This window comes from Staphylococcus canis (assembly GCF_016238445.1).
GTDB lineage: Bacteria > Bacillota > Bacilli > Staphylococcales > Staphylococcaceae > Staphylococcus > Staphylococcus canis.
This window is the reverse complement of record NZ_JABANU010000028.1, coordinates 1-22,177: the sequence shown is the minus strand read 5'-3', so window position 1 is coordinate 22,177 and position 22,177 is coordinate 1. Positions and strand designations below refer to the sequence as shown.

Annotated in this window: 22 protein-coding genes and 1 riboswitch; of the genes, 15 read left to right on the top strand and 7 right to left on the bottom strand. The window is 34.4% G+C overall.

The window, feature by feature from the left end; all coding sequences use genetic code 11:
- Positions 1-73: 73 nt before the first annotated feature.
- Positions 74-898, bottom strand: a complete 825-nt coding sequence (gene sdpC, locus HHH54_RS09615) for a peptidoglycan release complex CPBP-like subunit SdpC (protein WP_198618621.1) — start codon at positions 896-898, stop codon at positions 74-76.
- Between the two features lie 317 nt (positions 899-1,215).
- Between sdpC and hutG the strand changes: the two genes are divergently transcribed.
- Positions 1,216-2,148, top strand: a complete 933-nt coding sequence (gene hutG, locus HHH54_RS09610; protein ID WP_198618620.1) for a formimidoylglutamase — start codon at positions 1,216-1,218, stop codon at positions 2,146-2,148.
- Between the two features lie 63 nt (positions 2,149-2,211).
- On the opposite strand, the gene HHH54_RS09605 is transcribed toward hutG, so the two are convergent.
- A complete protein-coding gene (locus HHH54_RS09605) occupies positions 2,212-3,093 on the bottom strand; it encodes a LysR family transcriptional regulator (protein WP_198618619.1) in 882 nt (293 codons plus the stop codon).
- 314 nt (positions 3,094-3,407) lie between these two features.
- Between HHH54_RS09605 and HHH54_RS09600 the strand changes: the two genes are divergently transcribed.
- The 6 genes from HHH54_RS09600 to HHH54_RS09575 all read left to right on the top strand — a co-directional run bounded on the left by HHH54_RS09600 (position 3,408) and on the right by HHH54_RS09575 (position 11,090).
- Positions 3,408-4,718: a YjiH family protein gene (locus HHH54_RS09600; RefSeq protein ID WP_198618618.1), complete on the top strand. Its 1,311-nt coding sequence runs from the start codon at positions 3,408-3,410 to the stop codon at positions 4,716-4,718.
- An 18-nt stretch (positions 4,719-4,736) separates the two neighbouring features.
- The gene (gene hutU, locus HHH54_RS09595) at positions 4,737-6,404 is read left to right on the top strand and encodes a urocanate hydratase (protein ID WP_198618617.1); all 1,668 of its coding nucleotides are present in this window, start codon (positions 4,737-4,739) and stop codon (positions 6,402-6,404) included.
- Complete coding sequence (hutI, locus tag HHH54_RS09590) at positions 6,404-7,639, top strand: imidazolonepropionase (protein WP_198618616.1); 1,236 nt, start codon at positions 6,404-6,406, stop codon at positions 7,637-7,639. The genes hutU and hutI overlap by 1 nt, the downstream gene beginning before the upstream one ends.
- Positions 7,640-7,778: 139 nt before the next feature.
- Positions 7,779-8,906, top strand: a complete 1,128-nt coding sequence (locus HHH54_RS09585; protein WP_198618615.1) for an amidohydrolase — start codon at positions 7,779-7,781, stop codon at positions 8,904-8,906.
- A gap of 54 nt (positions 8,907-8,960) precedes the next feature.
- Positions 8,961-9,039, top strand: a riboswitch (SAM riboswitch).
- Between the two features lie 158 nt (positions 9,040-9,197).
- Positions 9,198-10,505 carry a Na+/H+ antiporter NhaC family protein gene (locus HHH54_RS09580; RefSeq protein ID WP_198618614.1) on the top strand — a complete coding sequence of 436 codons (1,308 nt, stop codon included), beginning with the start codon at positions 9,198-9,200 and terminating at the stop codon, positions 10,503-10,505.
- Between the two features lie 81 nt (positions 10,506-10,586).
- Positions 10,587-11,090 carry an SRPBCC family protein gene (locus tag HHH54_RS09575; RefSeq protein WP_198618613.1) on the top strand — a complete coding sequence of 168 codons (504 nt, stop codon included), beginning with the start codon at positions 10,587-10,589 and terminating at the stop codon, positions 11,088-11,090.
- A gap of 61 nt (positions 11,091-11,151) precedes the next feature.
- On the opposite strand, the gene HHH54_RS09570 is transcribed toward HHH54_RS09575, so the two are convergent.
- Positions 11,152-11,682 (bottom strand): hypothetical protein, encoded by a 531-nt coding sequence (locus tag HHH54_RS09570; RefSeq protein ID WP_198618612.1) that lies wholly within the window; start codon positions 11,680-11,682, stop codon positions 11,152-11,154.
- A 235-nt stretch (positions 11,683-11,917) separates the two neighbouring features.
- On the opposite strand from HHH54_RS09570, the gene HHH54_RS09565 reads away from it, so the two are divergent.
- From HHH54_RS09565 to HHH54_RS09550, 4 genes are all read left to right on the top strand, one after another.
- Positions 11,918-12,874 (top strand): bile acid:sodium symporter family protein, encoded by a 957-nt coding sequence (locus tag HHH54_RS09565; RefSeq protein ID WP_198618611.1) that lies wholly within the window; start codon positions 11,918-11,920, stop codon positions 12,872-12,874.
- A gap of 131 nt (positions 12,875-13,005) precedes the next feature.
- Positions 13,006-13,266: a hypothetical protein gene (locus tag HHH54_RS09560; RefSeq protein ID WP_198618610.1), complete on the top strand. Its 261-nt coding sequence runs from the start codon at positions 13,006-13,008 to the stop codon at positions 13,264-13,266.
- Positions 13,267-13,360: 94 nt separating this feature from the next.
- A complete protein-coding gene (locus tag HHH54_RS09555; protein ID WP_198618609.1) occupies positions 13,361-14,005 on the top strand; it encodes an HAD family hydrolase in 645 nt (214 codons plus the stop codon).
- Positions 14,002-14,193, top strand: coding sequence for a hypothetical protein (locus tag HHH54_RS09550; RefSeq protein ID WP_198618608.1), 192 nt, complete (start codon positions 14,002-14,004; stop codon positions 14,191-14,193). The genes HHH54_RS09555 and HHH54_RS09550 overlap by 4 nt, the downstream gene beginning before the upstream one ends.
- 90 nt (positions 14,194-14,283) lie before the next feature.
- Here HHH54_RS09550 and HHH54_RS09545 read toward each other — a convergent pair whose 3' ends face one another.
- Together HHH54_RS09545 and HHH54_RS09540 are read right to left on the bottom strand one after the other, a co-directional pair.
- Positions 14,284-14,466, bottom strand: coding sequence for a hypothetical protein (locus HHH54_RS09545; protein WP_198618607.1), 183 nt, complete (start codon positions 14,464-14,466; stop codon positions 14,284-14,286).
- Positions 14,467-14,527: 61 nt separating this feature from the next.
- Positions 14,528-15,364 (bottom strand): formate/nitrite transporter family protein, encoded by an 837-nt coding sequence (locus HHH54_RS09540; RefSeq protein ID WP_198618606.1) that lies wholly within the window; start codon positions 15,362-15,364, stop codon positions 14,528-14,530.
- Positions 15,365-15,933: 569 nt separating this feature from the next.
- Between HHH54_RS09540 and HHH54_RS09535 the strand changes: the two genes are divergently transcribed.
- Positions 15,934-17,322, top strand: a complete 1,389-nt coding sequence (locus tag HHH54_RS09535) for an amino acid permease (RefSeq protein ID WP_198618605.1) — start codon at positions 15,934-15,936, stop codon at positions 17,320-17,322.
- 91 nt (positions 17,323-17,413) lie between these two features.
- On the opposite strand, the gene HHH54_RS09530 is transcribed toward HHH54_RS09535, so the two are convergent.
- Complete coding sequence (locus HHH54_RS09530; RefSeq protein ID WP_198618604.1) at positions 17,414-17,755, bottom strand: hypothetical protein; 342 nt, start codon at positions 17,753-17,755, stop codon at positions 17,414-17,416.
- Positions 17,756-17,906: 151 nt separating this feature from the next.
- Between HHH54_RS09530 and HHH54_RS09525 the strand changes: the two genes are divergently transcribed.
- Complete coding sequence (locus HHH54_RS09525; protein ID WP_198618603.1) at positions 17,907-18,650, top strand: CPBP family intramembrane glutamic endopeptidase; 744 nt, start codon at positions 17,907-17,909, stop codon at positions 18,648-18,650.
- A 58-nt stretch (positions 18,651-18,708) separates the two neighbouring features.
- On the opposite strand, the gene HHH54_RS09520 is transcribed toward HHH54_RS09525, so the two are convergent.
- A complete protein-coding gene (locus HHH54_RS09520) occupies positions 18,709-19,413 on the bottom strand; it encodes a helix-turn-helix transcriptional regulator (protein ID WP_198618602.1) in 705 nt (234 codons plus the stop codon).
- Between the two features lie 508 nt (positions 19,414-19,921).
- On the opposite strand from HHH54_RS09520, the gene HHH54_RS09515 reads away from it, so the two are divergent.
- The gene (locus tag HHH54_RS09515) at positions 19,922-20,719 is read left to right on the top strand and encodes an inositol monophosphatase family protein (protein WP_198618601.1); all 798 of its coding nucleotides are present in this window, start codon (positions 19,922-19,924) and stop codon (positions 20,717-20,719) included.
- A gap of 302 nt (positions 20,720-21,021) precedes the next feature.
- Entirely contained in the window at positions 21,022-21,975 is a 954-nt protein-coding gene (locus HHH54_RS09510) for an LCP family glycopolymer transferase (protein ID WP_198618600.1), read from the top strand.
- Positions 21,976-22,177: the final 202 nt, after the last annotated feature.

Sequence of the window (22,177 nt, the reverse complement as noted above, 5' to 3'; positions counted from 1 at the left end):
CCTTTTTTGACGGCATTTCGAGAGCAGGGTTCTTCGGCAGAACTTTCGCACCACGTTAAAGTAAAACCCACTTTTACGCGTTGCTATCGTTCTGCTCGAACCCAGGACGCTCTCTCAATGACCTTTTGTTTGAGATGAGTTCCATGATGATGCCGAGTAATACGACGATGATGGCTACACCGCCTGTTGCGTAGGCTAATACTTTCATTGAGAATACATCGCCAAGTTCTTCGCTAAAGAAAAATACTTTGGCAAATGTCATTGTTGCGTGGAAAATGGTTGCTGAATAGATTGCACGACCACCTGTACCGCGTACGAGTTCACCAGCAATCATAGAAAATGCAAATACAAATATTGCGCTATACATTGTATAAGGCATACCGAATGCTGTGTTTACATCCCAAATCAGATACAATACGCTGACAATCACATTCGCAAAAAAGTGTGGTACTTTTGTTTCAACAATATTAAATAAGTAACCACGAAATCCAATTTCAATGAAAAATGCCATTAACAAATGACCGATTAAAATTGTCCAAATCGACTCTGATAAGTCGACAGCTTGTAATAAAATAAAACTATCTGAATACGTATTAAACGCATACATACAAATAATAAAAATGATTAATGGAATGCTAATTGCAAGTAGCACACGCTCAATCACTTTTAAATTCACTGAAAACTTCAGTCCGTATAATTGTTCTTTTTTATGTTTAAATATCATTAAACAAATTAAGAAAGCGATAAAAGGTCCTAAACTATTAAGCGAAAACACAAATGTTTTTAACCCTGTAGCTTCCTGAAAATCTTGTAATACAATAGGTATGACGTAGGCTAAGACAAAATATAGAAAAATCGTCATTGCCCACTGAAATCCTGAAATAGGTGTTCGATTCATATATAATCCTCCGTAGTTAGCAAATTGTCAAATTAAATGTATAATTCTTTGAGATTTTACTTATGACATAAATTACCTTCATATCATCGAACTAAACTATATTATACCGGTAACGTCTCAACAAATAAATCAATGACATTAATTTATAATCTAATTGTAATAATAGATGCGTTTGATTTATGTTATTTAGGTTATAGAAAAATTGAGTAGAGATAGATATCATTTTAAACAATAGATGTTATGGTCGCAAGTATGGACCATACATCTATGCCCAACAACTAATCTATAGAGTTATAAACAATAGGAGGATGATGAGGATGTATATTCAACCAGATCAGTCAATTTGGTCAGGGCGATTAGACAGTGAAACAGATCGCTCAATGTTTCGACATTTTCAAACAGTACAATTCGGTGATATTCAAAATATTAAAGGTGAAAATGATGGTGTAGCGTTATTGGGTTATGCAGTTGATGAAGGGGTTAAACTTAATCAAGGTCGCGTAGGAGCTAAAGCAGGGCCAGATGCTATAAAAAAAGCGTTCGCTGGTCTACCTGCTGCAACAGATACGCCAATCACTGATTATGGAAATATCAAACATGATCAAACAGAACTTATTGAAACACAACAAGAGTTTGGAGACCACGTTGCACAATTACTACAAACTCATAAACGTACTTTTTTAGTAGGTGGTGGGCATGATATCGCTTATGCACAGTATCTCGGTGTTCGTAAAGCAAATCCTAATCAATCTATCGGTGTTATTAATATTGATGCACATTTTGATAACCGACAAGAACCACATTCTACATCAGGCACAAGCTTTAGACAAATGTTAGAAGCGGATTCGAATCTTGATTATTTCGTATTAGGTATTCAAAGACCAGGGAATACACCGAATTTATTTGATTATGCTAAAAAGACAGGCACTGAGTATGTATTAGCTGAAGAAATGTACGACGGCATTCCGCCACGAGTTAAAGATAAATTAGCTCATTTTATTAATAAGCATGATGTCATTTTATTTACGATTTGTATGGACGTTTTTGACAGTGCTTATGCACCAGGGGTTAGTGCAAGTGCTGTGTTTGGTTTAAAACCATATACAGTATTAGAATTAGCCAAACGTATTCTTGAATCTGACAAGGTGACGTCATTAAGTATTGCAGAAACCAATCCAGAGTATGACGTTGATGGACGTACTGCAAAACTTGTTGGACATATGTTAACACACTTTATTCATTATTTATAAACTTACTTTTAAAACGAGGCTAGAAGCTACCATCTTCTGGCCTCTTCTTTATTGCTAAATGCATTAGGACATGTTTACGTTTTCCCAATAACTTTGACACATTTTGACAAAGCTTAATACTTGTTCACTATATTGACGTTTACGTGAATAATTAATATAAATTTTTCGTTTCATATTTGGACGTATTTGAATCGCATTCAAAGCATTAGTATTAAAAGATTGATAATAAATACGAGGTATCACAGCGTATCCCATACCTTGTCGCACAAAATTTGCGGCAACTTCAAAGCGTTCAACTTCCATAACGATATTTGGTCGTACACCTAAATGATTAAAATACTCATCAATATGTGTTCGTACTTGATATTGTTTGTTCGGAACGATTAAAGGAAGGTGCTTAATAGATATTGATTTTTGATTTTGGTACTCATCAATAGGTGTGAGTAATACATAGTCTTCTTTGTATAAAGGGATTGAGACAATATCTTCATGTTTAATAAAATCATTAGATAATCCAATATGAATATCAAAATTAACAAGTTTTTGAGTGAGTTTTTGTGGTTCTAAGATGTCTAATATTTGATAATGTTGATCTGGGTTTTGCAAGTTATGTTGTTTGATAAGTAATGACACCCAGTAAGATGTAGATTCTAATATGGACATTTTAATTTTAGGTGTTTGACTAAGCTTTAAGTCATACATTTTTTCAAGTGTTTGGTGATATTGTTGTACGATTTCTAAGGCATGATTATAAAATTGAATGCCTTTTTCAGTAATTGAAATTTCTTTGGTTGTTCTTTTGAGTAATAAATATCCTAAGTCATTTTCCATCTTTTTAATCGTTGCTGTAAGAGAAGGTTGACTAATATGTAACGTACGTGCTGCTTTAGTAAAACTATTTTGATTAACGACTTCAATAAAGTATTCCAGTTGAATAATTTTCATATATCGAAACTCCTTTTATAGTTTTAAGTTATCAATAATTAGTTTATTTATATTGGTTATTAATATCATAGCATAATATAATGGAGATGTTGGTAATATAACGATGCCAACGTCATGGAAAATGGGATGATTTAAAACACTGATTTGAGTGAGGATAAGTAGTGAACTTTAGCAAAGGGGAAATCTGAACTAAAAAGTGTATAGACTCAATTCTTTTACCAATAATTATCAGTTTATTCTCATTATTGGTAAAACTCTAAAGCGTTTTGTGATCTCAGCACAACATTGGTTCATACAAACGAAGGGGTGGTTGTATGACATCACAAGAAAAGTCTGTTAAAGGGAAACAGATGTGGCGATTTTGGGTCTTTAGTGTTCTAGGTATCATTTGTTTCTTTATACCTGTAACAATTAATGGGACAAACACGATACTTGTCGACCATGCACATTTAGCTTTTCGACAATTATTAGGACCACTAATGTCCTACCTCGCACTACTCATGATTATTATTGGAGCTATTTTACCAATAACAAGACGAGAATATAAAAAGTCTCGAACAGACTTCATCATTGTTGTATTTAAAGTATTAGGTGCCATTATTGGTATCATGTACGTGTTTGAATTCGGACCTAAAATTTTATTTAAACCACAATATGGTCCATTTTTATTTGATAAGTTGATGTTGCCATTAAGTGTGTTAATTCCAATAGGGGCTATCGCTTTATCACTACTTGTAGGTTATGGGCTTTTAGAATTTATTGGCGTATTACTTGAACCAGTCATGCGACCCATTTTTAAAACGCCTGGTAAATCTGCAGTAGATGCGGTTGCGTCTTTCGTTGGGAGTTATTCTTTAGGTTTATTAATAACAAACCGTGTATATCGAGACGGTATGTATAACAAAAAAGAAGCAGTCATTATCGCGACAGGTTTTTCAACGGTATCAGCTACATTTATGGTAATTGTGGCACGTACTTTAGATTTAATGTCACATTGGAATTTATATTTCTGGTTATGCTTAATCATTACCTTTATCGTGACTGCCATTTCGTCACATATTCCACCAATATCATTAGAATCTACACAGTATTATGGGGGACAAGAAGGACAAAAAGAAGTGGCTGTTGAAGGAAGTCGCATTAAAGCAGCTTGGGAAGAAGCTAAACGTCAATCACATCAATCGTTACCTTTATTACGTAACATTTGGGTCAACGTTAAAGATGGTTTAGAAATGACATTGGCGATTCTACCTTCGATTCTATCAATCGGCTTTTTTGGCTTAATTTTAGCAAATTACACACCAGTTATCGATTGGTTAAGTTATATTTTTTATCCATTCATCTACATTTTTCCAATTCCAGACCAAGCATTGTTAGCAAAAGCATCAGCGATTTCAGTGATCGAAATGTTTTTACCTTCACTGATTGTTGTTAATGCGGCAATTCAAGTGAAGTTTGTTGTAGCAGTTACAAGTGTATCAGCCATTATTTTCTTATCTGCTTTAGTACCTTGTATTTTAGCTACAGAAATAAAAATACCATTATGGAAGTTATTACTTATATGGTTTATTCGTGTCGTTTTGACATTATTAATTACAATTCCAATTAGTTTATTACTATTTTAATCAAAGGAGAGATGTATAATGTCTAGAGAAATTAGAGCGAAAAAAGGGTTAGAGATTGAATGTAAAGGATGGGAACAAGAGGCAGTATTAAGAATGTTATACAACAACTTAGATCCAGAAGTTGCTGAACATCCTGACAAACTTGTTGTGTATGGTGGTATCGGTAAAGCTGCTCGTAACTGGGAAGCATTTGATGCGATTGTAGATACGTTACGTCGCTTAGAAAGTGATGAAACAATGCTTGTTCAATCTGGTAAGCCAGTAGCAGTATTTAAAACGCACGAAGAGGCACCACGTGTATTACTTTCAAACTCTGTGTTAGTACCTAAATGGGCAAATTGGGAACATTTCCATGAACTTGATAAAAAAGGTTTAATGATGTATGGCCAAATGACAGCAGGTAGTTGGATTTATATTGGTTCACAAGGTATTGTTCAAGGTACATATGAAACATTTGCAGAACTTGCAAATCAACATTTTAACAACTCTTTAAAAGGAACAATCACATTAACAGCAGGATTAGGTGGTATGGGTGGTGCACAACCAGCAGCTGTAACAATGAACGGTGGGGTAGTTATCGGCGTAGACGTTGACCCATCTAGAATTGAAAAACGTATTGAAACACGCTACTGTGATAGCGTTACGCATTCATTAGATGAAGCTTTAAAAAGAGCAGAAGAAGCACGAGATAAAGGTGAAGCCTTATCTATCGGTTTAGTAGGAAATGCTGCAGAAGTATATCATGAAATTTTAGATCGTGGTTTTAAAATTGATATCGTTACAGACCAAACTTCAGCACATGATCCATTAAATGGTTATGTTCCAGAAGGGTATTCATTGGAAGAAGCAGCTAAATTACGTGAAGAAGATCCAGATCAATATGTTAAATTATCAAAACAATCTATGAAAAAACATGTGGATGCGATGTTACAATTCCAGAAAAAAGGTTCTGTAGTATTTGATTATGGTAATAATATCCGTCAAGTGGCTTATGATGAAGGCTTAGAAAATGCATTTGACTTCCCAGGATTCGTACCAGCGTACATTCGACCATTATTCTGTGAAGGTAAAGGACCTTTCCGCTTCGCAGCGTTATCTGGTGATCCAAAAGATATTGAACGTGCTGATCAACTTATGCGTGAGTTATTCCCAGAAGACGAAAAGTTAATTCGTTGGTTAGATATGGCAAGTGAAAAAATTGCATTCCAAGGTTTACCTTCACGTATTGCATGGTTAGGTTATGGAGATCGTGCAAAAATGGGACTTGCACTTAATGAATTAGTACGTAAAGGTGAAATTTCAGCACCAATTGTTATTGGACGTGACCATTTAGACTCAGGTTCAGTAGCATCACCAAACCGCGAAACAGAATCAATGAAAGATGGTTCTGACGCTGTAGGGGACTGGGCAATTCTGAATGCACTTGTCAATACAGCAGCAGGTGGTTCATGGATTTCAGTTCACCATGGTGGCGGTGTTGGTATGGGTTATTCACTACATGCCGGTATGGTTGTTGTTGCTGATGGTTCTGAACGTGCTGAAAAACGATTAAAACGTGTATTAACAACAGATCCGGGTATGGGTGTAGTAAGACATGCCGATGCAGGATATGATATTGCAATTCAAACAGCTAAAGAAAAAGGCGTGGATATTCCAATGATTACAGGTAAAGGTGATGAAAAATAATGAACGATTTATTAATCCAAAACATTAAAGCGTTAGTTTTACCCAAAAAGACAGATAGACCGTTAAAAGGAAAAGAACTCGATGAATTAGAAGTCATTGAAAATGGAACGGTAGTCGTTAAAGATGGCAAAATTGTTTATTCTGGAAAACATACAGATGAGTATGAAGCTAAAGAAACAATCGATGCGACAGGTAAAGTCGTTTCTCCAGCACTTGTTGATGCACATACGCATCTGATTCATGGTGGTTCACGTGAACATGAAATGACATTAAAACGTCAAGGTGTATCTTATTTAGAAATTCTTGAACAAGGTGGCGGTATTTTATCAACAGTAGAAGCAACACGTGAAGCGACTGAAGATCAATTGTTCGAAAAAGCAGAACATGATTTATTAACAATGATTCATCACGGTGTGTTAGCTGTTGAAAGTAAAAGTGGTTACGGTTTAGATAAAGAGAACGAACTCAAACAATTACGCGTATCACGTCGTTTACAAGAAAAATATAATTTAGATATGCGTCATACATTCTTAGGGCCACACGCTGTGCCGAAAGAAGCAGAATCTAATGCACAATTTTTACAAGAAATGATTGATTTATTACCAGAAGTGAAGGAATATGCTGATTTTGCTGATATATTCTGTGAAACAGGTGTGTTTTCAATTGAAGAATCAAAACGTTACATGGAAGCGGCTCAAAAAGAAGGATTTAAAGTGAAAATTCATGCTGATGAAATCGATCCGTTAGGTGGTCTAGGATTAGCAATTGACGAAGGCGCAATTTCAGCAGATCACCTTGTAGCGTCAAGTGATGAAGATAAAAAGAAACTTAAAGATTCGGATACAGTAGCGGTACTGTTACCAGGTACAACATTCTACTTAGGTAAAGAATCTTATGCAGATGCTCGTGGCATGCTTGAACAAAATGGTGCGATTGCTATAGCAACGGACTATAATCCAGGAAGTTGTGTGACAAATAATTTACAAATGGTCATGGCGATTGCGGCGCTTAAATTGAAATTATCACCGAATGAAATTTGGAATGCAGTCACAGTCAATGCAGCAAAAGCAATTGATGTTGATGCTGGTACAATTAACGAAGGTGATAAAGCCAATATTGTCATCTGGCATGCACCAAACCATGAATATATTCCATACCACTATGGTATTAACCATGCTGAAAAAGTAATTAAAGATGGCAAAGTTATTGTAGACCATCAACTACAATTATCATAATTAAAAGTAAAATGAGGACGATATATTCCATTCAACTGAGGAGGATATTCGTCCTCTTTTTTGTTTAAGTCAGTGAAAATCGTGTATATTGGATACAAACATATATGTAATGAAGGAATGATAAGGAGGATGAAGAGAGATGCGTGAGTTAACAGATCAACTGATAACATGGAGACGTCAATTTCACCAACAACCTGAAATATCACATGAAGAGTACAAAACAACTGAGAAGATTCGTAATATCTTAGAAGAACATGATATTACAATTTTAGACTTACCGTTAAAAACAGGATTGATTGCTGAAATCGGTCAGGGTGACACTTTAATTGGAGTACGTAGTGATATTGATGCGTTACCGATTATTGAAGATACAACATTAGCGTATAAATCTGAAAATGAAGGCGCTATGCATGCATGTGGTCATGATATTCATATGGCTTCTATATTAGGTGTTGCTTTATTGTTGAAAGCAGAAGAGTCACAGTTAAATGGACGTGTACGAATTATTTTCCAAGCTGCTGAAGAAGTGGGGGATGGTGCTATTGCTTTTGCAGATTCAGGTGCCTTAGACGATGCAAAAGCGATCATTGGCTATCATAATGATCCCACGTTAAAAGTAGGTGAATGGCGAGCGAAAACGGGCCATATGACATCGAATGTCGATCGCTTTGTTATTAAAATTGAGGGGGTTGGCGCACATGCAGCGATGCCTCAAGACTGTAAGGATCCGAGTATCGTTGTTGCGCAACTGATTAATAGTTTGCAAACAGTAGTGAGTCGCAATCTCGCCCCTTACCAAGAAGGGGTCGTGACAATTGGTCGGATATCGAGTGGGGAAACATGGAACGTGATTCCTAAAGAAGCGGAATTAGAAGGAACAATTCGTTCTTTAGACGCAGAAGTGAGAGATAAAATAGAACAGCGTTTACGTGCGATTTGTGAAGGTATTGCACAACAATATGAAGTTAAGGTGGATTTAGAATATAAACGCCTTGCCAAATCAGTCGTTAATGATGAGCAATTACAAAATATAGCATATGAGGTAGCAGAATCTGTTGGATATCAAGTTGATGTTCTCCCTAGAGCGTTATCAATTGGTGAAGATTTTTCAGGTTATCAAAAGGTAGCGCCGACACATTTTGCGATGATTGGCTCAGATAGTCCTTATGCCTTGCATCATCCGAAATATCAGCCAGATGAAGCGATTTTAGAGAAAGTGCCTCATTATTTTGTAGCATTTGTAAAACGGTTATTAGAGGACGCATAAAGCGTTTGACGAGACATCTAATTTCTTGTAAGGTTTAACAGTACAATAAAATACTTCATATCAAGAGAAGTGGAGGGACTGGCCCGTTGATACTTCGGCAACATGAAAAGCGTGTGCCAATTCCAGATGTGGCAAAGCGGAGCACAAATGAGTGTATACGCAATGATTGAGTCACTGAAGATAAGAAGTTATAAGCTGAAATTATCAGTTGAGGTCATAACTTTGGGGATGGCATGTGCATATGCGATCTAGGAAGTATTGGACCTCAATTTTTTTATAAGGAGCTATTTAATGGGAAATCATAATCAAAATGGTCATGCATGGGGGCTTATCCCTCTAATTGTTTTTATAGGCATATTTTTAGGTTCAGGTATCATTACAAAGGATTTCACATTTATGCCATTAAATATTGCAGCGATGGTTGGTGTAATTACAGCACTTATGTTAAAACCTAAAGAAAAATTTACGCAAAAAGTAGAAGTGTTTGCTAAAAAAGCGGGTCATCCTAATATTGTTTTAATGATGCTTATTTTTATTCTAGCAGGTGCTTTTTCTAAAACAGCAGAAGCAATGGGTGGCGTGACGTCTATTGTTAATTTAGGTCTATCATTAATACCGCAAAATTTTCTAATTGTCGGTATCTTTCTCATTTGTATGTTTATCTCAATCTCAATGGGAACATCAGTAGGGACAGTGGCTGCGATTGCACCGGTTGGTTTTGGAATTAGTGAGGCGACAGATATTCCAGCTGCACTAGCTATGGCAACAGTAGTTGGAGGTGCGATGTTTGGTGATAATCTCTCGATGATTTCAGATACGACAATCGCTGCAGTACGCACACAACATACACGAATGAGTGATAAGTTTAAAGTTAATTTTCGGATTGTATTACCAGGTGCTATAGTTACAGTGTTTATTTTGTGGCTACTAACATTTAACAGTCAAATTGATACCTCTCATACGTATGAGTTTAATTTTCTAAAAGTCATTCCATATCTAATTGTATTGATTTTAGCTATTTTAGGTGTAAATGTTATCTTAGTACTATTAGGTGGTATTCTATTATCTGGTATTATAGGCTTCATTAATCAAGATTTTGATTTAGCAGGCTTTTTAAAAGCAGCCTCTGAAGGTATTATTGCAATGGAAGATATCGCAATTATTGCTTTACTTATTGGAGGTATGATTGGACTTGTAGACTATTATGGTGGCGTCACTTGGATATTGAATTTTGTGAAGAATCGTATTCGTTCGCGTAGAGGTGCAGAGTTTGGGATTGCAGGGCTAGTGAGTGTAGCAGATATCTCTACAGCAAATAATACCATTTCAATTATTATGACAGGGCCACTTGCTAAAGATATTTCGGATGAATATAACATTGATCCGCGGAAGTCAGCGAGTATTCTTGATATATTCGGTAGTGCGTTTCAAGGATTTGTTCCATATAGCCCTCAATTGATTGCTGCTGCTGGAGTGGCAGGGATCTCACCTGTAATGTTATTACCGTATTCTATTTACCCAATAGTATTAGCGGTGTCTGGTATTTTAGCGATTGTGTTTAATTTTCCGAAATTAAAAACACAAAAGATTAAGCGATAGCAATGAATCAATTTATGCCAAAAGTTTTGTTTTACGGTACAATATGAAGTAGTATTGTCATATTGAAGTGAGGTGAAAGGAATGCAACAAACACAAAGTGAATGGGTTGAGATTCATATCGTACGATTAATGAAAACGACACCTAGTCGACTCTACCAAGCTTGGCTAGACCCAGAACAGTTACGATTATGGTTCATGACCTCACAACGTACGAATAAACTGGTTCGAAGTGATGCAGTTGAAGGTGGTCACTATGAAATTATCGATATGCGAAACAATAAAGAAAGACGTATTATAGGCACTTATGAATCTTTAGTGCCGGACACAGAAATTGTCAAAACCATTCAAATGCCAGAACTCAGTGAAGATGCTGATCAAATAGAGGTGTACTTTGAAGAACGTAGTCCAGGCATTACAGAGATGACGTTCACTTATCGAAGTTTAGTACGTAGAGAACGTAGGTTAAAAAATTTAGAATATAAACAAAAGAAAAAAGAATATCATGATCATACAGCACATGGACTTGAATTAATGTTTGATCAGTTACAAAATTATATAGAGTCAGAAGAAGCGGAATTAGAGTAAAATGAAAGCCACACGTGTGAATTGGAAGTGATACCAATTTGCATGTGTGGCTTCTTAGTATTTAGCACGAGTGCGCGCGCTTTTTATAACTACGTATAGGTTGACTTGCATGGTAAATATCAATATGATAAATTGCTAGTTTTTGAATCAATAACATAAAAATAGAATGCGTGGTCGTTAATTTCAATGTACGATTAGAAAAACCATAATGAATATTATGATGCTTAAAACTGTTTAAAACATCAATAATTTTGTCTTTAATAAACATATCATTTAATCCATCTATCGCAATCTCAAAATGTTTTTCCACTGCTGCATGAGAAGTGCGTTCTGTTAAAAGGTGTTCATATTGTGTCAATACAATATGATGAAATAAATAATTATGATAACTTAAAAAGCTAATCAAATAAGGTAATGCTTTTTTTGGCAATTGTACACGTAAAACAAAAGCTTGTTTAAGTCGTATAAACTCATAGCTAAAATGAAGGTGTGATTTTAGTTGTTCCAACAGTTTTGAAATCTTCCTGCGAGTCAGATAGTGATTGGCTTGATCGATGTGTAATGTATATGATTCTAATTTATCGATAATCATTGTAATTCCCCATTTAAAATATTATTAAGTTTATTTTATCATCGGTATCAAAAGATTTCATTAAGACTTAAGGTTGATTATACATTTAAACTAAGATTTTTCGCTTTTTTTATTTGGATTTCAAGTAATGTTATCAAAAAATCTATGAAATCACTCGTAAATCTAAAAAAACTATTGTTTCCAATCGATTAATGTGTTAATATTCTGACTATTAAGAAAACTGGAGGTTATGCTTATGCTTCAAAAACTCGGACAATTTGCTACTAAAACTTTTTTATTGTGGATGTTATTAGTTAGCGTTATTGCCTTTATAATGCCACATACTTTTACAGGATTTGGACCATTCATTCCATACTTACTCGGTGTCGTGATGTTAGGTATGGGACTTACAATCAAAATAGAAGATTTTAAATTTATCTTAAAACAACCAAAGCCTGTTTTAATAGGAGTAGTCTTACAATACACGATTATGCCATTATTAGCATATAGTATTGCTAAAGGATTTCAATTGCCTCCAGATATTGCCATTGGTGTGATGCTAGTAGGATGTTGTCCAGGTGGTACTTCTAGTAACGTTGTATCTTATCTTGCTAAAGCCAACGTTGCCTTATCTGTTACTGTGACATCAGTTTCAACTTTACTTTTACCAATACTTACACCATCACTTATGTATGTATTTGCAAATCAATGGATGGATATCTCATTTATGAGTTTATTTTCATCTGTAATTAAAGTTGTCATTGTCCCTATTGCTATTGGATTAGTATTGCAGAAACTCTTTAAAAATGCCGCAGAAAAGAGTGAAGATATTTTACCAGTGATTTCTGTTATCGCAATTTCGTTAATACTAGGTGCTGTAATCGCAGCAAGTAAAGATATGATCTTACAAACAGGTTTACTTATTTTCATAGTCGTTATTTTACATAATACATTAGGATATTTAATCGGATATGTATTAGCACATTGCTTTAAACTAAGTGTTCCAGATAAGAAGGCGCTATCTATTGAAGTAGGCATGCAAAACTCTGGACTTGCAGCCTCGCTTGCCACAGTTCATTTTAATCCATTAGCTGCAGTGCCAGGTGCCGTGTTTAGCTTTATACATTGTGTAAGTGGGCCATTACTTGCTAAGATATGGACATCAAAATGGCGTGAAAAACTCACTTCACCACGCGTTAAAAATGTATCATAATATTACAGAAAAGGTTTCTTAAATCTCATGAGAAACCTTTTCTTTCATATTTACAAAAATGTTAGGTTGTGCGAAAATATATTTTAATAAAAAGGGATAAAGCATTAAGGGGGCATTAAAGGAGGTAAGGTATGGTAAAAGTATTACATCATTACTTTATAACAATTACGATATGTTTTACGATGCTCATCTTAGCACTAGGATTATTAAATGAAAGTCGTCTCATGGTGACTTTAACAGTTATTGTCACAGCGATGAATTTTATGTTTGAGACAAAATTAAAGCAGTCGAATTGGTCCGTTTCTAAACGTCATTTTATTCAAACGCTAGTATTTCCAATTAATATTATCATTATTGCAATAATTTGTTTGATTTATTTGCAATGGATGTAAGTCTATTTATAGAAATACATGTAAATCATAAAAGTGAATCGGTTAACGAGATTTGATACACTATAGTCAAACAACATCAGAGGAGGCTATAATCATGTATCGAGCAGTGATATTTGATTTTGATGGAACGATTATAGATACTGAACAACATTTATTTGAAGTCATAAATCAAAACTTAAAAAAAGAAGGACACCAACCTGTTACTCTAGAGTTTTATCGTTCTAATATTGGGGGAAGAGCGCTCCCATTACACAATCATTTAGTTGAACTTATGGGAGAAGAACGTGTTGCTGATATTTATCATGAACACCATGAAACATCTGCAGATTTAAAGATGCGACCGGGTGTATTTGAGTTAATTCAAAAGTTACATGAAAGACACGTTCCAATAGGTATTGCATCGAGCAGTAGTAGAAAAACTGTAGAAACACTTGTAAAAAAATTGGGGCTAACTTCCTATATTTCAACGATTAAAGGTCGAGAAGATGTTGACGAGGTTAAACCTGAACCAGACTTATATTTAACAGCTGTACAAGCTTTAAATTTTAGTCCAACACAATGTCTAGCTATAGAAGACTCGGTGAAGGGTGCAACAGCAGCAGTACGCGCTGGACTCGATGTGATTGTGAACACGAATCAAATGACAGAAGTGAGCGATTTTTCGGAGTTGCCATTACTTGCGAAAAATATTGATTTGACGACGGTTGAAGCGCGTTATTTTAATAGGGAGCTATCATGAGTCTAGAGATGATTATGTTTTTCATCGTCGCACCGTTAATTATATTGTTTGGTAATCTTGTATTAGCGCCGAGGTTTCAAAAACATATACCAATGCATGTACATATGAAGTCGGCATTATTAGGAATAGTGTTGTATGGCATTGCAGCAGTGATTGTGTATTACTTTTTTCTCCAAGGTAAAATATAATTCAGTTGACTTAGCTGAAAATATGTACGAATTCCATTTATATAGAAAAAGGTCAGTCGCTTTGAGGGACTGACCTTTCGTATCTTAGGACTAATGTAAAAAATAAAGTGCTAAAATGATTAAAACAAGTAATATTGCATCAACACCAACCATTAATTTATAACGCGTATTTGGTGCACCCGTTTTATTGGTTTTGTATGCCATATAAACGTTAGGTATAAAACTAATCAGTAAAATAATGATAATGATGATACCTAAAGTTGTTGTACCCATAGTGTGAAACTCCTTTGCTCTCGTCGATATTGTTTATATTATACCATACCTCTTAGTGCCATTATTTGTTTTGATTTTTAATGATTTTAAACTGCCCGTGATCATTAAGGTAGGCATAAAATAATCCAATAATGAGACCACCGCCAATATAGTTACCCACGAAAGCAGCAATGATATTTTTAATAACATGACCTAACTCAAGTCCTGATATATTATAATACAGCATTCCTACAAACAAACATGCATTATAAACGACGTGTTCATATCCCATAAATGCAAATATTGTCACACCAAACATCATAACGAAGATTTTCGCTAAAATATCATCAATTTGCATAGCGATAACTAAGGAGATGTTAATAAAAAAGTTTGCAAAGATTGCACGGACTAAAATATTTTGAAATGAGTGGGTCACTGTTTTTGTATGTACGACATCATTCAGTAATTGTGTCATTTCAGGTGTCATGACATCTGTCATTCGCATTAAACCAAATAATAAAGCAGCACCAATTGCATTCCCTAAAAAACATAATAAAAATATTTTAAGCACACGACTCGGTTTAATAAGATGATAATAAAGACCTACAGTGAAATACATAAAATTACTGGTTAGTAATTCAGAATTTGTAAATAGAATTAATACAAGTGCAAAGCTAAAAGCAATAGAAGCAATCATACTCACTAAACCTGATGGAATGTCCGGTGAGAATGTCGCTTTAATCATTAAAGTGAAAATTGTAATGATACTAATAATAAAGCCAGCCATCATCGCACGCATTAAATACCTTCTTAAATAAAAACTTTGTAATACGTCCTTTTTTTGAATGGTCTCAATGATATTAGCGACCCAAGCTCTTCCATAAAAAATACTGTCCCATTTGATGTTTTTATTTTCCATTATTATATACTTCCCTTTCCTAAACACTTAGATGTACATCTAGATATAAATCTTATTATAAATAGATAACATTCTTTTGTGAAGGTATTCACAATACCAAATGTGACAAAATTGTGACATAAAAATTGATACAATAAATTGTAGCTTATGTACAGAAGAAGTTTAATTCATAAACGAAAACTCAAAAAAATTTTTGTGAAAATGACAACATAATATGAATAGTGAAGCGTCGAACAGAAAATAAGAGTTATGATTAAATATTCACAAAAGCATTAACGCTTTAAAATACTAGGGTTTTTGGAATTTAATTTCTAAAAAAAAATACATGAATATAAACCGAAATTATTAAATAATACTTATATTAAAAAATAATAGAGTCTTTGATGTTTCAATCTTAAAATTTAGATGATTTAAAACTTCAAATCTACCAAATATTAATTTTGTTATATAAAGAAAGCGGTTACAAAAATTTCTAAAAAGAGCTTCTATTCTTTGAAAAATATAGTATAATAAACGCCATAAACATAATTAATGTTTGATAGGGGTTTTATAGAGATGGAGGATTGAATATGGAAGGTAACGAATTACACAGAGGACTAAGTTCTCGTCAAATTCAAATGATTGCACTCGGAGGAACAATTGGTGTAGGACTCTTCATGGGAGCATCAAGTACAATTGCTTGGACTGGTCCATCGGTTATTTTTGCGTATCTAGTAGCAGGGATATTTTTATTCCTTGTCATGCGCGCAATGGGTGAGATGGTGTATCTCTATCCAACAACGGGATCTTTTGCGAATTACGCAACAGATTATCTTCATCCAGTAGCCGGATATGTTACAGCATGGGCGAATATATTTCAATGGATTGTTGTAGGAATGTCTGAGGTTATCGCAGTTGGTGAATACATGAAGTACTGGTGGCCAGAGCTACCATCATGGATTCCAGGTATTATTGTTATCGTGATTTTAACAGCAGCGAATGCTGTATCTGTTAAAGCTTTCGGGGAGTTTGAATTCTGGTTCGCAATGATCAAAATTGTCACAATTATCTTGATGATTGTAGCTGGATTCGGGTTGATTTTCTTCGGATTAGGGAACGGAGGACATCCAATCGGATTAAGCAATTTAACAGAGCACGGTGGCTTCATGCCAAACGGATGGCTTGGATTTTTCTTTGCACTTTCAATTGTTATTGGATCTTATCAAGGTGTCGAATTAATCGGTATCACAGCGGGGGAAACAAAAGATCCACAACGTAACATACAAAAAGCTGTAAATGGTGTAATATGGCGTATACTTATCTTTTACATTGGGGCAATTTTTGTAATCGTAACAGTATATCCATGGGATGGTTTACAAGAGCTTGGTAGTCCATTCGTAGCAACATTTGCTAAAGTAGGTATTACAATTGCGGCTGGGTTAATCAACTTTGTTGTAATTACAGCAGCGATGTCAGGTTGTAACTCAGGTATTTTCAGTTCTAGTCGAATGATTTTCACTTTAGCTCAGAACCGTCAATTACCACAAATCTTTACTAAAGTTATGAAAAATGGGGTGCCTTTCTATACAGTATTAGCTGTATCAATCGGTATTTTTATTGGTGTCATCTTAAACGTTATTTTACCTATGATTATTAAAGGATCTGAGAGTATTTTCGTTTATGTGTATAGTGCATCTATTTTACCAGGTATGATCCCTTGGTTCATGATTTTATTAAGTCACATTCAGTTTAGACGTAAGTTTCCTGAAAAATTGGAAAATCATCCATTTAAAATGCCACTTGCCCCTGTAACAAATTATCTTACTATTGGTTTCTTGTTACTTGTATTAGTGGGAATGTTAATTAATGGAGAAACACGCGTCTCAGTAATTATTGGATTTGTTTTCTTAGGATTTATGGCAGTATTTTTCTTTATGCGTGGTTACCATAAACGTGATAAAGAAGATTTAAAATTATAAAATCTCTATATTAAAATGTAACAGAGGTCGGATAATCCATTGTCCAACCTCTGTTTTTTATTCTCCATAGTTCTACATAACTCCAAATGAGTTAGAATCGAAGGAGTTGAGATCTTGCATATAAAATCACATCGATATACCCTTGATTCACTGCAATTTGATTACCGAAATCTATTCGAATTAATGGTGATTGAGAAAGATTATCCAAGCAATAGTAATAGGCATCATATGGATATAAAGGTGTAAATGATAAGTGATCAGGGTGTGGAAGTACATTAAAAAGTTGTGTGACAAGTTGCTCCAATTTTTTTAAGTAAGCATCACTTAAATCTTTATCGACGCGATAGTGTAAGTTAAAAAATGTCGCATATTCAAGTAATTGATTAAGATTGTGTAGAGCTTGAGTGCAAGTAGGAATATTATGTTGATTCATAGTTGTCATCCTTTCTATAGATGTTATATAGTATACTATAGCATGTTTATGAAACAATGTGCCGTTAAAATAGAATTAAAATAATATTGGAGGAATAGTACCGCAAAATTTAAATATTTGTTATTCCCAGTTATGAAAGGATTGGAAAGGTATGTCACATTATCGTTGGAAAGATATTGCGTGGCGTGATTTATGGTTGATTCCGATATTAGCAGTCTCGTTAATTGCTTTAAATATGGTAGCCACATTTGTGTATTTTATTATCGTTCAACCCGATAGTTTTTCAAATACTACACAATTGATATTAAGCGATGGCTATATTATTGCAACTACAATTGCAAGCGTAATCAGTTATATAATCGTTATTGCAAGCTTTTGGTTATTACACTTTAGAACAATGCCAAAACGATTTAAACAAGGAATTGAAGGCGTCAAAACCTATTGGAAATGGATTCTCATTGCTTATATCGCCACAATGCTATTGAGTCAAATTTATGAATGGTTAAAATCATTTTTACCATCAGATTTTCAATATGGTACACCTCAAAATGAAGTATTAGTAGAAGAAATGATACATAATTTATCATGGTTACCATTAAATTTTGCATTTATTGTTATTCTAGCTCCGATTGTAGAAGAGATTTTCTTTAGACACCTACTAATAGGAGAATTAGGAAAAAAATTAAATTTTAAAATAATGGGAATCATATCAGTTATTGCATTTGCTGGTGTCCATGTTTTAGATGCTAGTTCACCATTTGAAATTATTGATTATCTGATTATTGCCATTCCAGTTGTTTGGTTATATCTCAAAAGTCATCGTAATTTAGGTGTGACAATTGGCTTTCATATATTAAATAACTTCGTTGCATTTATTTTAGGATTAATCTTTTAAAAAAAGTAAAACGTGTTTATCTGAAGAAACTTTACCGTCAGATAAGCACGTTTTTGTTTTATTGAGATTTGTATAGTGGATGATTTAAATAATCTGAGTAGTTATTTAATGTGATATCATTCGTTTGGATAGTTTTATGAAATGAATAAGAAATATCCTCAATTGCTAGGAGGTCCATGAAACTTGTGCGCCCATCTGCGATATGAAAAACGACAGCTTTCCATTCCATATTTTCACAAACAACTCCAATAAAAATGACGTTAGCAAAAGTAGATTCTTGGTCGTTGATACGATAGTCGACTCCCATAACCTTACGTTCTTTAGCATATATTAAAATATCTTCAAAAAAGTCAGGAAGTTGTTTCACGTGATGTGTTTCAAAACGAATAAGCTCTTGTTGTTGCTTTAATCTCCGCTTCAAAGTCGAACTCGGTTGACGTAATAGTTGATCGACTATAGATTGAGTCTCTTTCTGAAAAGGGAGTGATGAGTACATTTGATGTTCTTTTAATATGAGTGATAAAACTTGTGCTTCTTGTTCTGTTAAATTGAGTTGTACTTGAGAATGGTCATCTTGTAATTCATATCCACCATGCGTCCCAGTATGAGCCAAAATTTTTACACCTTGTTGCTCCAACTCTTGAATATCACGTAAAATAGTACGTTTTGATACATTAAGTGCTTGAGCTAAAGCATGAGCAGTCATATATTGTTGGTCTTGAAGTAATTCAATTAATTTATATTGACGTGTTTCTTTACGCATGGGCATCACCTCACAATATACATATTTATAGTAATAGTATACCACAATATAGCATCAAAAGATTTCAATCGTAGTGAAATTTAAAATAAAATAATAGTTAACTCAAAATAGAACAAAAATTTATATAAGGAAGCACCTTAAAAGATTTATGAAGAGGAAAAGTGTAAAAAATTTAAAAAAAGTGACGAATTTTTGAAAGAAAGCGTTTACAATAGTGAATAATCATGATATACTGTAAACAGTTACTAGGGGGATGGTACAAAGCTTATTCAACTGAGGGGTAGCTATCCATTGTGATAGTAATGTTTGAATGATGATTTGTACTAGTTCTAGTTTTTAACATCTTCAATATTTATTACTTACTTTCCTTTCTATACCGGTTGGCTGAGGTCATCCGGTTTTTTTGTATCTTAATATAGAAGGAAGCGGCATTGATAAGTGCTAGATTGTTGTAACATGGTTTAGTCGTTATAATAAAATCATGACATTAACGAAGGGATAGATGACGATGATATCAGATACACAGTTGCTTGAAATTGATGAACGTGTTCAGAAATGGTTAAGCGAATTAGATACATTAATTCCAGAACTGATTAAGACTTTAAAAACAGAAACAAAAAGTAATCGATTTGACCTCGTAACCAACGTGGATCGTGCTATAGAAGAAAGTTTTGAAGCATTTCTCGATAGATATTATTCTGACCACCAGTTATACGGGGAAGAACTTCATCATAATACAGACACATTAAGAACAGGACATACATGGGTCATTGATCCAATAGATGGTACAGCAAATCTTGTCAAACAACAAAACGATTTTTGTATTATATTGGGGTATTTTATCGATGGAGTACCTGCTTTGTCTTACATTTATGATTATGAACGTGGGGAAATTTATCATGCAGTGCGTGGCCAAGGCGCCTTTTTAAATCAACAACCGCTCAGTCGTATCACAGCTCAACCATTAAAGGATGTGATGATATCTTTTAATAATAAAGTCATGAATGATGAGACGATTCATGCACTTTTAGATGCTTCTTTTGCGTATAGACTTGTTGGCGCATGCGGGTTGGACTCAGTACGTGTCATTACTGGTCAATTTGGTGCACATATTCACACAAATGCGAAACCTTGGGATATTGGCGCACAATTTTTATTTGCTCAAGAACTTGGCTTAAAAATGACAAATTTTGAAAAAGAGCCTATTGATTTTGTGACAGGAGGACCTTTTATTATTAGTAATCCAGGTTGCTATGATGAAGTTCTAGACATTCTTCATCAAGATGGTGGTTATCAAAAACGTTGAGTTGCGTCTTAAGACTGATTTCATATGATTTTAAAACCTTTAAACTGATTATAATATGAAGAATAATTACACATAAGGGATTAAGTCGTTAAGGAATTGAGAAGCTTTTAAATTAAAGTGACATATTTAAATCATACCCTGAGCATTATGTAGTGGAGTGTGTGAACGGTGTTTCAAAAGTAGGATCCTCGACAGCATTTCACCAAACACTAAAATAAAAAACAATTTTGTGTTTTGTTTCATTCTGCTTACATCCTAATCGCTTCCTCAACAACCTTGTGTGGATTGGAGTGTTGGTGTTGGTGAATTATCAAAGATCGCGTAAGCGAAAGAATCCTGTCATTAGAGTGTTGTTATGGGTAGTTGGTATTTTGTTTTTATTTGTATTGATTGCAATAGCGTATTTGGCGTTTAAGTTGTTTGCAGTTGGTGGTGCGATTCATAATCCATTAAATCGAGAACATTCAGAGTTAAGATCAGGTCAAGTGGATTTAAATAAAGGCGAACCTTTTTCAATTGCCTTATTTGGTGTTGATTCAAACGCTGAACGGTTAAGTCAAGGTGGAGGAGAGCGGAGTGATACAATTATGTTACTGTCTGTGAATCCTAAGACTAAAACGACGGAAATAATTAGCATTCCACGTGATACACAAGCTGAAATTGTAGGTCATGGTACAACTGAAAAAATTAATCATGCCTATGCTTATGGTGGTCCTGAAATGGCAGTGAAATCATTAGAACGCTTAATGGATGTACCTGTGGATCATTATGCGACAGTAAATATGGATGGACTTCAACAGACGATAGATACAGTTGGTGGTATCGATGTAGTGAGCAATGCAACGTTTACAGCGCAAGGCAATCAATTCATCCAGGGACAACAGACACATTTAGATGGTGAACAAGCCATGGCATTTATTCGTAGTCGTAAAGAGGATGGTGCAGGTGGTGACTTTGGACGTCAAGAGCGTCAACAAATAGTACTACAAGGTCTTGCTAATAAGTTAACAAGTGCATCTTCTATTACTAATTTTAATGCTTTAATGGACCAATTAGGTGAAAATGTTAAGACAGATTTATCTATTGGTGAGTTGAATACAGTTCGCAGTAAATACAGTAATGCCAATGAACATGTTAATCGACATACCCTTGAAGGTACAGGTGGCATTCAAGCAGATGGTCTATACTATTTTATTCCAGATGAAAATAATAAAGCAGAATTATCACAACTATTTAGAAGTAATCTCGGAATTTGAAATACATTAAAAAACAATGCAGTTAGAGTTAATCACTTAGCTGTATTGTTTTTTTTATCTAAAAAGTAAGAAAATTGGTTCTATAATAAATCGGACTGGTGGCATTTAAATTATAAATGTTGCTTGTCCGATTTTTTACTTTTTAGATGCAAAAAGACGCAATGACCTCTATTATTAAAAGTGCCTAAACCCAAATAAAGGA

Bases quoted from the DNA above. Each gene is read 5' to 3' on its own strand.
- HHH54_RS09535 (WP_198618605.1), top strand. From the start codon at position 15,934: ATGGAAGGTAACGAATTACACAGAGGACTAAGTTCTCGTCAAATTCAA.
- HHH54_RS09605 (WP_198618619.1), bottom strand. From the start codon at position 3,093: ATGAAAATTATTCAACTGGAATACTTTATTGAAGTCGTTAATCAAAAT.
- HHH54_RS09585 (WP_198618615.1), top strand. From the start codon at position 7,779: ATGCGTGAGTTAACAGATCAACTGATAACATGGAGACGTCAATTTCAC.
- sdpC (WP_198618621.1), bottom strand. From the start codon at position 898: ATGAATCGAACACCTATTTCAGGATTTCAGTGGGCAATGACGATTTTT.
- HHH54_RS09560 (WP_198618610.1), top strand. From the start codon at position 13,006: ATGGTAAAAGTATTACATCATTACTTTATAACAATTACGATATGTTTT.
- HHH54_RS09515 (WP_198618601.1), top strand. From the start codon at position 19,922: ATGATATCAGATACACAGTTGCTTGAAATTGATGAACGTGTTCAGAAA.
- HHH54_RS09530 (WP_198618604.1), bottom strand. From the start codon at position 17,755: ATGAATCAACATAATATTCCTACTTGCACTCAAGCTCTACACAATCTT.
- HHH54_RS09575 (WP_198618613.1), top strand. From the start codon at position 10,587: ATGCAACAAACACAAAGTGAATGGGTTGAGATTCATATCGTACGATTA.
- HHH54_RS09525 (WP_198618603.1), top strand. From the start codon at position 17,907: ATGTCACATTATCGTTGGAAAGATATTGCGTGGCGTGATTTATGGTTG.
- HHH54_RS09520 (WP_198618602.1), bottom strand. From the start codon at position 19,413: ATGCGTAAAGAAACACGTCAATATAAATTAATTGAATTACTTCAAGAC.
- HHH54_RS09600 (WP_198618618.1), top strand. From the start codon at position 3,408: ATGACATCACAAGAAAAGTCTGTTAAAGGGAAACAGATGTGGCGATTT.
- HHH54_RS09540 (WP_198618606.1), bottom strand. From the start codon at position 15,364: ATGGAAAATAAAAACATCAAATGGGACAGTATTTTTTATGGAAGAGCT.
- hutI (WP_198618616.1), top strand. From the start codon at position 6,404: ATGAACGATTTATTAATCCAAAACATTAAAGCGTTAGTTTTACCCAAA.
- HHH54_RS09545 (WP_198618607.1), bottom strand. From the start codon at position 14,466: ATGGGTACAACAACTTTAGGTATCATCATTATCATTATTTTACTGATT.
- hutU (WP_198618617.1), top strand. From the start codon at position 4,737: ATGTCTAGAGAAATTAGAGCGAAAAAAGGGTTAGAGATTGAATGTAAA.
- HHH54_RS09570 (WP_198618612.1), bottom strand. From the start codon at position 11,682: ATGATTATCGATAAATTAGAATCATATACATTACACATCGATCAAGCC.
- HHH54_RS09550 (WP_198618608.1), top strand. From the start codon at position 14,002: ATGAGTCTAGAGATGATTATGTTTTTCATCGTCGCACCGTTAATTATA.
- HHH54_RS09580 (WP_198618614.1), top strand. From the start codon at position 9,198: ATGGGAAATCATAATCAAAATGGTCATGCATGGGGGCTTATCCCTCTA.
- hutG (WP_198618620.1), top strand. From the start codon at position 1,216: ATGTATATTCAACCAGATCAGTCAATTTGGTCAGGGCGATTAGACAGT.
- HHH54_RS09565 (WP_198618611.1), top strand. From the start codon at position 11,918: ATGCTTCAAAAACTCGGACAATTTGCTACTAAAACTTTTTTATTGTGG.
- HHH54_RS09555 (WP_198618609.1), top strand. From the start codon at position 13,361: ATGTATCGAGCAGTGATATTTGATTTTGATGGAACGATTATAGATACT.